We start from the raw sequence: 13,708 nt of genomic DNA, 5'->3' as shown, positions 1-13,708 counted from the left end.
AGAATTACTAAGTATAGTTATTCTCTATCGGTTTATTTTTTATTCGTTAGGAGTGAAGTATATGTCTCGGAGAATTATGTTGAACGGCACGTCGTATTTTGGGCAAGGTGCGATTCAGGAGATTGTAAACGAAATTAAGAATCGCCATTTTAAAAAGGTTCTCGTTACATCTACGCCTGATTTATTTGAGTTTAAGGTTGCTACGAAGGTTACGGATTTGCTTGATGCGGCAGGCATTGCTTACGATGTATATGACAATATTAAGCCGAATCCAACCATTGAAAATGTAACATCTGGTGTGGCTGCTTGTAAGGCGGCTGGTGCTGATGTGATCGTTGCTGTAGGCGGTGGCAGTGCTATCGACACGAGTAAGGCTATTGCTACGATTATGACAAATCCTGAATTTAGCGATGTGCGTAGTCTTGAAGGCTTGGCGCCTACAAAACATCCTTGCTTGCCGATTATCGCTGTGTCTACTACATCCGGTACGGCAGCAGAGGTTACCATCAACTATGTTATCACTGACGTGGAAAAGAACCGCAAATTTGTTTGCGTAGACCCGCATGACATTCCAATTATCGCTATAATCGATCCTGATATGTCTGCGTCCATGCCAACCGGCCTATGTGCTTCTACGGGGATGGATGCCCTCGTTCATGCCGTAGAAGGGTATATTACGAAAGGTGCTTGGGAATTAACAGATATGCTTCATTTGAAAGCTATCGAAATCATCGGCCGTTCCTTGCGCAGCGCAGTGGCTGGCGAATATGCAGGTCGCGAAGCGATGTCCGTAGGCCAATATATTGCGGGCATGGGCTTCTCTAACGTAGGCCTTGGCATCGTTCACTCTATGGCCCATCCATTGAGTGCTGTGTACGACATCCCTCATGGTAAGGCTTGTGCCATGCTATTAACAGCAGTATTGAAATTCAACGCCCCTGAAACAGGTGCTAAATATCGTGAAATTGCTCGCGTTATGGGCGTGCCTAATGTGGATGCTATGGATGAAAGCGCCTACCGTCAGGCTGCCATCGACGTTATCCAAAAACTAGCCGATGATGTAGGCATTCCTAAATCCCTCAGCGAAGCTGGCGTAAAACGCGAAGATATTCCATTTCTCGCTGAATCTGCTTTCAACGACGCATGTACGCCAGGTAATCCACGAGATGTAACCATTGATGAAATCATTGGTATTTATGAATCTATATTCTAATTAAGTGTAATTAATAACAATATGGTACAGCATCTATATGGTGAATCATTACTCATATAGATGCTGTTCTTTTTTTACTCACGAATTCGTGAGTAAGATATTTACATTATGTAAATATAAGGATATACTGTGAGTAAAGCGGTCAGGAGGTGTGAAAATGAAGCATACTGGGCATACAAAGAATACAGAAAATATAGGGTTGATTGAAGATTTGCGAACGGAATTTAAAAGTGATGTTAAGAAACTTTCAGAAGAAACAATAGTTGAGGCCGTTGTAGCATTGGCAAATACAGAGGGTGGTACATTATATATTGGCGTAAAGGATGATGGGACGATTACGGGCGTGCATAAAAACCACCAGTCTACAGCGGGGTTAAGTGCTATGATTTTTAATCGTACGGTACCTAATGTTTCTGTTAGTACAGATATTATGTACAGTTTTACAAAACCTATTATTAGTATTGCGGTTCCAAAGAGTTATGAGTTGATTTATACGTCGAGTGGACGGGCATTACAACGACGGTTAAAAGGGGATGGCACGCCAGAAAATTACCCGATGTTTTTACGTGATATTCGGCGTTATATGGTAAATGCCTATGGTCTAGATGTGTCGGCCTATCCGGTGTTAGATGCGACATTTGATGATTTGTCTTTGCTTGAGTTTGAAAGAATGCGCTCCATGATTTCTAAGTATAGAGGAGATCAGTCGCTACTTGAGCTGGATAATTTAAAATTAGCTCAAGCCTTACAATTAGTACAAACCGTAGATGATACCGTTCACCCAACAATGGCTGGATTGATACTACTAGGTAAAGGCGAGCGAATCAGGGATTTAATACCGACTGCAGAGTCTGCTTTCACCATGATGAAAGGCACTAAATTAAGTAGGAATGTATCAGAGCATATCCCTGCACTGCAGGCCATTGAGCGCTGTATTGAATCGTTAGATTTAGTCAATATGATGACGGAGCTATTTCCTGGTCCGGTTGCTGTTCGATTGATGGATATAGACCCTATTTCTTTTAGAGAGGCATTAGTAAATGCTTATTCTCATAGGGATTACACAGAAATGGGGCGCATTCGTGTTGAAATTAACGATGAGCAAATATCAATCACGAGTCCTGGCGATTTTATGCAAGGGATTACACCCAATTCCGTATTGTTTGCAGAACCTCGTAGTCGTAATACCGTATTAGCCGATGCTTTCAAACGAATCGGATTGGCTGAAAAGACGGGGCGTGGTGTGGATAAAATTATTGAACCATCACTATTTGCAGGGCGTCCGGTACCTCGATATGATGAGTCTACAAGTACTTATGTGCGCGTTGTTTTTGATAAGGCACCCGTAGATGATAATTTTGTTACCCTAATTGTACAAAATCAGGTCAAGTCCAATATGGAACTTAGCTTAAGAGGGTTAATGGTTTTGTATAGTATACGTAAACTCAAACAATCTAGTATGGACGATATTATCCATGATTGTCAGTTATCTCCTGCTATCTGTGAAATGAATGTTCAACAATTATTAAAGATGAATATTATCCAATCGGTCGATATGGATGGTAAGCAGTTGTATTATTTGAATACTGCTGATTATGTATATCGATTACATGGAACCTCGCAAGTATATGATGTTACACCGACTTATGGAAATCCATATATTAAAGCCTTCCATTCGTTGCTCAATGCTGTTGATCAAGTGACGCGTACAGACGTGGCCAATGCACTAGGTATTTCTAAACCGCAGGCGTATCGGCTGATTATGAAGTTATTCAATAAGGGTATTCTTGAAAAAGTAGGAAACGGCAAGTATACTAGTTATAAATATACTGATACGTATGTAGCGGAGAAACTTCGTTTAGAACGGATGACAGAGAAATCGTTATTGCCGTCCATTTAGAGAATCCTACATAGATTAGACTGATATTCGATATATTTTCCACGAGGAGGAGAATGCATGAAACTATGGAAACTAAATAAACGCAGCTCTACCTTGGCAGATATGTCGATGAACCGGATACTACTATCTGAACTCATTGCTAAAGGGGCCTTAGTAGGTATCATTGCAGGATTTTTTGGCGCTGCCTATCGATATTTAATCCTCGAGTCTGAGCATATCAGGTGGCATCTAATGGGTGATATTTCATTGGGATGGGCCATTGGTTGGCTCATTGCTATGGTCGTATTTGCCTTTATTGTCGATCGATTGTTAACGTGGGCGCCATTATCTGGCGGTTCCGGTATCCCTCAAATTGAAGGGGAAATGCTCGGTTTATTCGACATGAAGCCGTACCGCACGCTCATTTCTAAGATGATAGGTGGCGTATTGACAGGCTTTGCAGGGTTTTCTGTGGGCCGTGAAGGGCCAGCGGTGCAAATCGGCGGCTCTGCCGGTAAAATTGTGTCCTATTGGATGAATTCAGGCCTACGTGAACAACGCATTCTTACATCGGCTGGTGCCGGTGCAGGCTTAACTGCTGCCTTTAGTGCGCCTGTGTCGGGGGCTATGTTCGTCTTTGAAGAGGTGCACAAAAGCTTTTATCCGTACCTCGTCATTCCTACCTTCGTGGCTACGCTCATATCGAACTACATTACGGTAACTATCTTTGGCCTTACGCCGGCCCTCGGATTTTCCGTAACTTCAGGGATGCCGCTTGATTATTTTCCGGTTCTGCTCGGTGTAGGTATTTTAATGGGGCTCTGCGGTGTATTGTTTTGCCGTATGATATTTGCCTTTAAGCGTTTCTTCGAGTGGATGAAATGCTCTCGTTTCTTAAAACTTGTGATTACTTTTGTGACTGTGGCCGTTATCGGCTTTGATTCCCAGCTTTTATTGGGCGGTGGCAATGATCTAGTAGGGCAGCTAGCCTTTCAATCTCATGGTGTATTGCTTCTCGGTGGTATTGTGCTGGGTAAAATCTTGCTCACTACCTTTTGTTATGGCAGCGGCGCACAGGGCGGCATCTTTCTACCGATGCTCGTTATCGGTGCATCAGCCGGTGCTTTTTGTGAAAGCCTGCTTTCATCGGCAGGGTTAATATCTCCTGATTTTGTACCGCAATTCGTTATTTGTGCCATGGGCGGTATGCTAGCGGCTGCTATGCGTACCCCAATTTTGGCGATTTTACTCGTTCTTGAAATGACGGATAGCTTTTCCAATATCTATGCTATTGGTATCGTTACTATCGTGGCCTACTTGATGGCAGAACTCTTAAAAGAACCACCTATTTACGATTCCTTATTACAAGCTATGACAGGTCAAAGCAACCTAGAAAATGTTCAAACCTTTTTCCAAACCAAGGTGCCTGTAGTGGCATCCTATGTAGATACACAACTGCAAGACCTCAACTTGCCAGACGGAACCTTAATCGTTAGCATTCGCCGGAATGGTACATACATCGTGCCTCTAAACGATGTAAAACTACAACCGGGCGATGAACTACAAGTATCGTGCGAACGAGGACGATTAAAAGCAGCTAAATCTTATTTCCAATCTAATTAGTTTAATTATGCTTGCAAGGTGAGCCACCTCAAAAAAGCCGACACGCTATCGCGCTAAAGCGGGACCCGAAGTCGTTTTTTCGAGGCAGCTCACCTTTTTTATTTCTTCAATTATAGATTGGGAATACGATTTAGCTGCTTCTGAGTTTTTTTGTTATACTTACTATATATACAACAGGAGGTGCCGATATGAAGACGTATTCTTTTCCGTATGATTATAAAAGTGTAGATGTGTCTATTGATGAACGGTTCGTGCAGGGGGTTCTTGTGTCTAATGCGGCGGCGTATAAGGCGGAGAAGAGTCCGGCTGAGCTTGTTGAGGAGGCGCTTGATCAACCGATTAATAGTCCGTCTCTTGAAGCCTTGGTTGAGGGCAAACGCAATATGGTTATCATAACGAGTGACCATACGCGCCCTATGCCTAGTAAGGTGACATTGCCGATTTTGCTCCGTCGCATTCGCGCGGTGAATCCGACGATTGATATTACGATTTTGATTGCCACTGGCTTTCACCGGGCTATGACGCACGAAGAGATGGTGCATCGGTTCGGCGAGGATATCGTGAATAACGAAAAACTCATCAATCATGATTCTGAGGATGCTGCGAATATGGTGGAAATCGGCACGTTGCCATCGGGCGGCAAGTGCGTCATCAATCGCTTGGCGGTGGAAACGGAATTGCTCATCGCCGAAGGGCTTATCAATCCTCATTTCTTTGCGGGCTTCTCGGGTGGTCGTAAATCCGTGTTGCCTGGTGTTGCATCCAAGGTGACTGTGTTGGCGAATCATTGTGCTGAATTTATTGAAAGCGAGCATTCCCGGACTGGTAAAATCGATGAAAATCCGATTCACAAGGATATGTTGTACGCTGCACGAAAAGCGAATTTGCAGTTTATCTTGAATGTTATCATTGATAGCAAAAAGGAAATTATCAAGGCTGTGGCGGGTGATTGTGTAGATGCGCATAAGGAAGGGTATGAGTTTATTCGTTCCTTGTCTTCTGTGAAAGCTATACCTGCAGATATTGTTATCACAAGTAATGGTGGATATCCATCTGACCAAAATCTCTATCAATCCGTAAAGGGCATGACTGCTGGCGAAGCCTCTTGTAAGGATGGCGGTGTTATCATTATCGCTGCTTCCTGTAAAGAAGGACATGGAGGACAAGCATTATATGAGGCTTTCAAAAATATGGAAAGCCCTCAAAAAATCCTAGATGATATCCATGGCGTACCGCGTAATGAAACTAAACCATACCAATGGAAAATTCAAATTTTAGCGCGTATTTTGAATCACTATAAGGTTATCGTTGTGACTCAAGATTGTGACCATCAAGTCATTCGCGATATGCACATGACGCCTGCGTCCACATTAGATGAAGCATTGTGCATCGCCCGTGGCATTATGGGCGAGGATGCATCGATTACTATAATCCCTAATGGATCTACAGTGATTGTAGAATAGTTATGTCTATTGTATTTTTACAATGGAAAGTCCTTTACGTGGTAGTGTAGGAGTGTTATTATGTCTGATAATATAGTTTTGTTTTACTTATTTTTTATTGTAGTTGGGTTTTTTACCGCTATGTTTGGAACGATAATTGGAGCGGGTGGAGGCCTTGTATTTGTACCATTATTTATGTATTGGTTCCCAGAATGGTCTCCATCTATGATTGTGGGAACATCGCTATTTTCTGTTATGTGTAATGCCATCTCTGGGTCATTAGCATATTTACGGCAGAAAAAGGTGTATGTTAGCGCTGCACTTATATTTAGTATTTCCACATTCCCAGGTGCTATTTTAGGTGCTCGTATGTCTGGATGGTTCACTGGTAATGGATTTATGTTTGCCTTTGGCTGTTTTATGCTATGTGCTTCATTCTTGATTGGTTTTAAGAACTTTGGTAAAAAAGGAGAGCGTAAAGAAGAATCTTTGACTAAAGATCAGGTGACGTACAATAAACCAATCGGTATTGCCATTAGTGTTATCGTTGGTTTCATTTCTAGTATTTTCGGTATCGGTGGCGGCCTTATACATGTGCCTGCTCTGATTTACATCATGGGATTTCCCACACATTTAGCAACCGCTACAAGTCATGCTATTTTGGCGGTGTCGACTGCCGTTGGTGTTATTACACATCTTATAGAGAATCATATTGTATTTAGCATTGCTATTCCGGCTAGTATTGGTGCCATATTTGGGGCCCAAGCAGGCGCTCAAATAGCAAAACGCCTCAAAGCTAAGGCTATCTTGGCACTTATGAGCATCGGCGTATTTGCATTGGCTATTAAATTGATTATTAGCTCTGGGATATTGTTTTAAGTAGGATAGATATTCATATACATTGCTTTTTAAAATTAGTACAGGCCTGTTCTAATTTATATGGAGGCCTATATGTGAGGCTTTTAGAATTAGAACACGCCTGTTCTAATTTATAAGAGCACTTAAATATGATGCTTTTACAAATAGAACACGCCTGTACTAATTTATAAGAGCACCTAAATGTGATACTTTTACAAATAGAACACGCCTGTTCTAATTTACAAGAGTACCTATATAGTCTAAACATAAGAAAAACATATAAAAGGGCTGTAACAAAAATAGTTTTACCACATTTTTGCTACAGCCCTTTTGTCTGTGCTTGTTAGCATCTATTCCTAAAACGCATAACTAATTTATATTGATAATTCCTAATGTGTAATATACAGGATACTAGGAAAATCCGCATAAATATTCATATGTTGGTGTAGATCTGTATTCATGCTATAAACCTCTTAATCCCCATGAATACGCATATTGATAGGGGATACCCATATGGGCTTTCATAAGTAGTTATCATATATTTTTATTGATGTGTGTTCCTAGGAAATGCACTTGTTTTTTTGGTAAATGAAATCAACTTTCAACTAAAATGTATTTTGTATTGTGTATCTATAGAATTTATATTTCATATACAATTTATGCATAATGGTAGCGACCGAAATGAGAACGGCGTATACTAGTTATAAAAGAAATTTTCCTAAGGATAGGATTGGAGGCTTTTCAAGTGAGTATATTAGTTAAAGATTATGATCGTTTTGCCAAAGAGGCGCAAGCGATTTGTAAGGATCGTGTTTATACAGACCGTCTGCGCCGTTATGCGTATGGTGTAGATGCATCCTGTTACAGTTATTTACCAAAAGTAGTGGTAAAAGCAGAAAACGAATCCGAAGTACGTCGTCTTATTCGTTTGTGTCAACAATGTGGCACACCATTTACATTCCGTGCGGCTGGCTCTTCTTTGTCTGGTCAATGTTCCAGTGAAGACGTGCTTATCATTTGTAATGATGGCTTCAAAAAAATGGAAGTTATCGACGATGGCAAAGCATTGCGTTGTGAATGTGGTGTAATCGGTTCCGATGCGAATGATTTGTTGAAACCATATAATCGTAAAATCGGTCCAGACCCTGCAACGCTTGCAACAGCATTGGTAGGCGGTATTTTGAACAATAACTCCTCCGGTATGTGCTGTGGTACTGCACAAAACTCTTATAAAACAATTCGCTCTATTCGCGTTGTTTTATTAGATGGTTCCATTTTGGATACATCCGATAAAAAGAGCATCGATCAATTCCTCAAAGAAAAACCACAAATGGTTGAAGATATTTTGCAATTGCGCAAAGAAATCTTGGCTGATGAAGAGTTGACTCATTTGATTCATCATAAATATAAAATCAAAAATACTACAGGTTACGGTTTGAACTCCCTTGTAGATTTTGAAGATATCATCGATATTATCAATCACTTGTTCATCGGTTCCGAAGGTACATTGGGCTTTGTATCTGAAATCGTGTACAACACTGTTGAAGATGTACCTCACAAAGGCTGCGGTCTCATGTTCTTCAGCACATTGAACGACGCATCTCTTGCCGTTGTAGCCTTGGCTAATATGGGCCGTGAAAAGGTTGTGGCTGCTGAAATGATGGACTATCAGTCCTTAAAAGCAGTTCAAACTCTAGATAATGTACCTGATTTCGTTCGTGAAGTTCCAGAAGGTACAAGTGCTATCTTGTTCCAAACTGAAAGCTATTCCAAAGAAACTGTTGATAAAAACTTGGCTTTTATTAAAGAACAATTGAAAGATATTCCAACAGCTATTCCAAGTCTTTATTCTCAAGATCCTAAAGAATACGATTCCTGGTGGGCCATCCGTAAAGGTATCTTGCCAATCGTTGGTGGTCAACGTAGAAAAGGTACTACTGTTATCACAGAAGACGTTTGCTTCCAAATCGAAGACTTCACTAAGGGCATCGAAATGCTTACTGAATTATTCCACAAATACGATTTCGTTGATGGTGGTGTAATCTTCGGTCATGCGTTGTCCGGTAACGTTCACTTTAACATTACTCCTGATTTCAGTGACCCTAAAGATACTAAGAACTTCGGTGATTTGGTAAAAGAAATGTCCGAACGCGTATCTGGTTTTGGTGGTTCTTTGAAAGCCGAACATGGTACAGGCCGCATGGTGGCACCTTTCATCGAAATGGAATGGGGCCGCAAAGCGTACGAAATCAACCGTCGTATCAAAGCTATCTTTGACCCTACTCGCATCTTAAACCCTGATGTTATGATTACTGATGACCCAGATGTGTACAAGAAAAATCTTAAAGCACAATGTGTTATCGATGATGCTTTCACAATCTGTATGGAATGCGGTTTCTGTGAAAAGAACTGCCCTAGCCGTAATTTGACATTGACACCACGCCAACGTATCGCATTGTTGCGCGAAACTAAACGCCTTGAAAATGAAGGCAATTTCGCTGTTGCAAACGAACTTAAAAAAGGTTATGAATATTTCGGTGTTGAAACTTGTGCTGCATGCTCCATGTGTAAAGGTCTTTGCCCACTTAGCATCGATACTGCACAAATCGCATTATCCATGCGTCGCATCGATCCTCCAGCACCTGGTTTGGCTAAGAAAATTTACGACAACTTCTCCAGTACTCTTGAAATGTGCCGTGCCGGTGTAAGCCTTGAAGGCATTGCTGGTGCTATTATCACACAAAAAGCAATTTCCAAAATCACTGAAGGTTTACATGGCGTAACTGGTGTAACACCTTATGTACCTAAAACAACACCTAAGGCTAACCGCTATAAATTGAAAAACCGCATTAAACCTACTAACTTTGAAAAGGTTGTATACTTCAGTACTTGTGCGAACCGTGCGTTCCGTCAAAACCAAGGTTATGATGATCAACGCAGTTTGCAACAAGTTGTTGAAAGCCTCTGCAATAAGGCTCAAATCGATATTATCTATCCTGAACATATCGAAAACCTCTGCTGTGGCTTGAGCTTTGAAAACTACGATGACGTACATGAACGTGCTGTAAAAGATTTACACGATGCGTTGATGAAAGCATCTCAAAATGGTAAATACCCAATCGTTATCGACCATAGTGCATGCTTTAACCATGCATTCAAACATATGCCAGATTTAGAAATCAATGATATTTCTGAATTCTTATGCAAATTCGTAGTACCTCGTCTTGACATTACAAAATGCGATGAACGCGTTATTGTTCATAAACAATGTAAAATCAAAGTATTGGGCAAATCTCAATACATTGAAGACTTGGCACGTCTATGCTCTGACCATGTATTCAATATTAAATCCTTCGCATGCGATGGCTTTGCTGGTCAAAAAGGTTTCTTCACACCAGAACTTAATAAAGTAGCTACAAAAGACCTTGCTAGTGAAGTTGCCGAATACGGTGCTACACTTGGCGTAAGTTCCAGTTCTACATGTGAAATTGGTCTTGGTGAAAGCGGCGGTATTCCATTCGTAAGCGTTGCGTACTTGTTGGATCGTTGCTCTAAGGCTAAAAAATAAGGAATATTCAAAAATTTAATAGACTAAATAAAAATAGAGTGCTAACATTTTTATATGATGTTAGCACTTTGTTTTGTTGGCGTGTTTGTATTTATTGTTAGATATTTATTTTTCTAATAAATATGGTATACTATATGTAGGTAGTAGAGTGTATGAAATTACCTACAATATAACAAAAAAAGGACGAGTTGCCGCTCGTCCTTTTTCTTATATTATTACGCTATGCATCTTGGAGATTATTTAAGAATGGAATATATGATATGAAAAGAATTTTGCCTATACTTGCATTACTTATATTTATTAGTGGTTGTGGAGTAAATCAGAATACAAATAATAGTAATACAGAAAGCAATGCTAAGAGTTCTAGTATATCCACTCAAGACAGTAGCAAAATGACTAATCTAGATAGCCACTTAACTGTCGCTAAGCAAGCCCTATCGACTGGTGATTATAATAAAGCCATCGAGGAGACAACAGCTTCTATTAAGGATAATCCAAATAATGCAGACGCTTATTCGGTTCGTGGCTTTGCTACGGCTTTAAATGGAGATACTACTAAAGGCATAGCAGATACTAAAAAGGCCTATGATTTAGATCCTAATAATGTGGCTAATTACTACAATATGGCCATGGTCTATAAGTTACAAGGTCAATTACCCGAGTCTAAACGATGGTTTGAAAAGGTATTAGAAAAGGACCCTAGTAATACTTGGTCTGTGTATGGTATTGCTACCATTTATGCAGACCAAGGGGATGATACTAAGGCCCTTGATTGGCTTGAAAAAGCAATTAAAATTGATCCTTCTGTAAAGGCGGTTGCTGCTGAACAAGATCATTTTGAACGGTTTCACAATAATGCGCGATTTAAAACATTAGTAGGATTATAGTCTTATAAAACTCGAAAAGACTAGATTATTGATAGTAATGGGATTGTCACAATGGATAGTAAACAGATGATTCGCCTTATTTTAAAAGTGGTAGGATTTATATATTGGTTTGTTTTTCTATACCTTGGTGGTCTAATGGTCATGGACTGGTCCGGGTTTATGTCCCAACATAATATAGAAACACCTCTATTCCTTACATACTTAGTGTTTGTAGGTTGTTTTGTAACGCCGTATATTATGCTGTACTGGAAGAAGCTGAATCCTAATGCGAAAGCTCCATTTTTGGTGCGCCATCTCTCCGAATATATGGCGCGATTAGAAAATCGTCATAGTAAATGGTTTGATGTATTATATGTACTAAAATTATTGCTCTATTTCGTAATAATTCTGTGGATGCTTTGTATCATATTACTCACCTTAGCAGTTATTGCGTGGACAGTACTCCTAATTTTGCTGAGCAATTAATGATGTGAATTTACATTGTTTTCTCCACCAATGCTTCTTGTAAAAGCTGAGAAAAATTAATCCCTTTCGCTAGGGCTCTATCGTTAAGCCACGCAGGAATGGTTAAGGTTTTCTTTACGGATTTACTATTTTTAGCTAAATCAATATCTGTTTGCACTAATGTAGGATAAGTTGTATCCGTACAAGGTAAGTTACGTATAGATGTAGGTGTAGGTAAGCTTTCGCCATCTTCTAAGGCACCTAAAATATACAGTTCCATCGCCTCTTGTGCATTAGTTACGAGTTCTGTTAGTGTTGAGCCCGTACTACTTGTATATTCTAAGTCTGGAAACTCAGCCCAGAAACCATCGGCATCGTCATGGATTATGGCAGGGTATATAAATTTCATATTTCCTCCTTATTTTAGCCCTGTTCTCTTCAAAATGGCATTTAATAAACCTATAGGTACATCTTTGCCATGTACTGCAATCACTTCGACTTGGTCATCTTTTTTCAAACGATGATGACTACCGCGTTGCCGTACATCCTTCCAACCATTTTTTAACAGTAGTTTTAATAGATCTTTATCTTTCATATTCTCTCCTTTACATAATAACACGTGTACACGTATAAAACAATTGTTAGGAGTTATTTCTTATTATCTGTAGTTTAACAGCATATAAATAAAAATAGGGGTGACCATTGGTCACCCCTGACTCTATTGGTCACTTGACAAGTAATGATAAATGCCTTTTGTGTATTTATACTATTCTTATTATTTATAATAGGTATATAATTAGAATATATAAACTAAGCTGTATATTGATGAAAGGAGAGAATTCATCATGAAACCACTTGGCAAAAGGATGGCAATGGCTGTGTTGTGTGCACTAACGCTGACAGCACCTTTGTTTTTGAGCGGTTGTAGTATGTCAGAACTATGGCAAGGGACTGAGCAGAGCCGCAAGGAGATTGCACAGCGGTCGGAACAGAATCAGGTACAATTATTTAATCAATATGTGAAAGCCATAAGCCGATATAATCGCATGGCTGTTATGTTTGATTATGCGAATACACCGACGATTAATGATTTAAAAGCAGGTAATCATTTAACTGTATTTAATACACCGAACTTTAAACAGTTACAAAAAGAATTAGAAGAAGCTAAGCAAGCCGGTATTCCTTATGATGAAATGAAGGAGCCCCTAGATAAGCTGCTTTCAAAATTGAATGAAATTACACCGGTAGCCGAAGAACTCGATGCATACTATAAATCTAAAGGATACACCACAGATAACTATGCTAAGGAACAGCAATTAGGTCCAAAGTATGTACAGTTGTATGAGCAATTTGTGCCTATCTATGCAGATTTTGATAATTTGATGCATAAAATCAACCTCGATCGATTGCAACAACGGTTACAAGAATTGCGCGATGCAGGTAAGAAAAACGCAGCCGCAGCACAAGAGGTTCATTTGAGACTTACCGCTGTTCTTGAAAAGTTAGATAGTGAAAAACAACCGGATGTGAATGCCATGAATCAAGAGTTACAAGCTATTGGTGATTTGTCTAATGGCATTACTAACTCTAACTATGACACTGTTAAGACCTCTGTAAACTCTACAATTGGTGCTATTCGCACTTATATGGGTTCAAAACAAGATAAGGACTATACTCGTATGATTGAGGCTTATAACCATTATATTTCTAATATGAATACGACCAATATGAATGAATTAGATTAATAAAGATCTGAGTTTATTTACGTTAGACACGTGTAAAACGAATACATAA

General features: G+C 39.8%; 11 protein-coding genes. 9 read left to right on the top strand and 2 right to left on the bottom strand.

Annotated features, from left to right (window positions below; all coding sequences use genetic code 11):
- Positions 1-61: 61 nt before the first annotated feature.
- The 8 genes from fucO to O3598_RS03215 all read left to right on the top strand — a co-directional run bounded on the left by fucO (position 62) and on the right by O3598_RS03215 (position 11,935).
- A complete protein-coding gene (gene fucO, locus O3598_RS03250) occupies positions 62-1,213 on the top strand; it encodes a lactaldehyde reductase (protein WP_060808008.1) in 1,152 nt (383 codons plus the stop codon).
- A gap of 157 nt (positions 1,214-1,370) precedes the next feature.
- Positions 1,371-3,113 (top strand): RNA-binding domain-containing protein, encoded by a 1,743-nt coding sequence (locus O3598_RS03245; protein ID WP_371451733.1) that lies wholly within the window; start codon positions 1,371-1,373, stop codon positions 3,111-3,113.
- Positions 3,114-3,170: 57 nt separating this feature from the next.
- Positions 3,171-4,715 (top strand): ClC family H(+)/Cl(-) exchange transporter, encoded by a 1,545-nt coding sequence (locus tag O3598_RS03240; RefSeq protein WP_371451731.1) that lies wholly within the window; start codon positions 3,171-3,173, stop codon positions 4,713-4,715.
- A gap of 188 nt (positions 4,716-4,903) precedes the next feature.
- Positions 4,904-6,178 (top strand): nickel-dependent lactate racemase, encoded by a 1,275-nt coding sequence (gene larA, locus O3598_RS03235; RefSeq protein ID WP_371451729.1) that lies wholly within the window; start codon positions 4,904-4,906, stop codon positions 6,176-6,178.
- A gap of 60 nt (positions 6,179-6,238) precedes the next feature.
- Positions 6,239-7,036 (top strand): sulfite exporter TauE/SafE family protein, encoded by a 798-nt coding sequence (locus O3598_RS03230; RefSeq protein ID WP_287530493.1) that lies wholly within the window; start codon positions 6,239-6,241, stop codon positions 7,034-7,036.
- Between the two features lie 724 nt (positions 7,037-7,760).
- Entirely contained in the window at positions 7,761-10,583 is a 2,823-nt protein-coding gene (locus O3598_RS03225; protein WP_371451727.1) for an FAD-binding and (Fe-S)-binding domain-containing protein, read from the top strand.
- Positions 10,584-10,843: 260 nt separating this feature from the next.
- A complete protein-coding gene (locus O3598_RS03220) occupies positions 10,844-11,470 on the top strand; it encodes a tetratricopeptide repeat protein (protein WP_270524519.1) in 627 nt (208 codons plus the stop codon).
- 51 nt (positions 11,471-11,521) lie between these two features.
- Complete coding sequence (locus tag O3598_RS03215) at positions 11,522-11,935, top strand: hypothetical protein (protein ID WP_270524520.1); 414 nt, start codon at positions 11,522-11,524, stop codon at positions 11,933-11,935.
- 10 nt (positions 11,936-11,945) lie between these two features.
- Here O3598_RS03215 and O3598_RS03210 read toward each other — a convergent pair whose 3' ends face one another.
- Complete coding sequence (locus O3598_RS03210) at positions 11,946-12,323, bottom strand: type II toxin-antitoxin system HicB family antitoxin (protein WP_005384984.1); 378 nt, start codon at positions 12,321-12,323, stop codon at positions 11,946-11,948.
- Positions 12,324-12,332: 9 nt separating this feature from the next.
- On the bottom strand, positions 12,333-12,509 hold the full coding sequence (locus O3598_RS03205; RefSeq protein ID WP_059364354.1) for a type II toxin-antitoxin system HicA family toxin: 177 nt from the start codon (positions 12,507-12,509) through the stop codon (positions 12,333-12,335).
- A gap of 250 nt (positions 12,510-12,759) precedes the next feature.
- Between O3598_RS03205 and O3598_RS03200 the strand changes: the two genes are divergently transcribed.
- Positions 12,760-13,659 (top strand): DUF3829 domain-containing protein, encoded by a 900-nt coding sequence (locus O3598_RS03200; RefSeq protein WP_371451725.1) that lies wholly within the window; start codon positions 12,760-12,762, stop codon positions 13,657-13,659.
- Positions 13,660-13,708: the final 49 nt, after the last annotated feature.

The sequence above is a fragment of the Veillonella atypica genome (genome assembly GCF_041431435.1).
GTDB classification, from domain to species: domain Bacteria; phylum Bacillota; class Negativicutes; order Veillonellales; family Veillonellaceae; genus Veillonella; species Veillonella atypica.
This window is presented reverse-complemented; position numbering and strand designations above follow the sequence as displayed.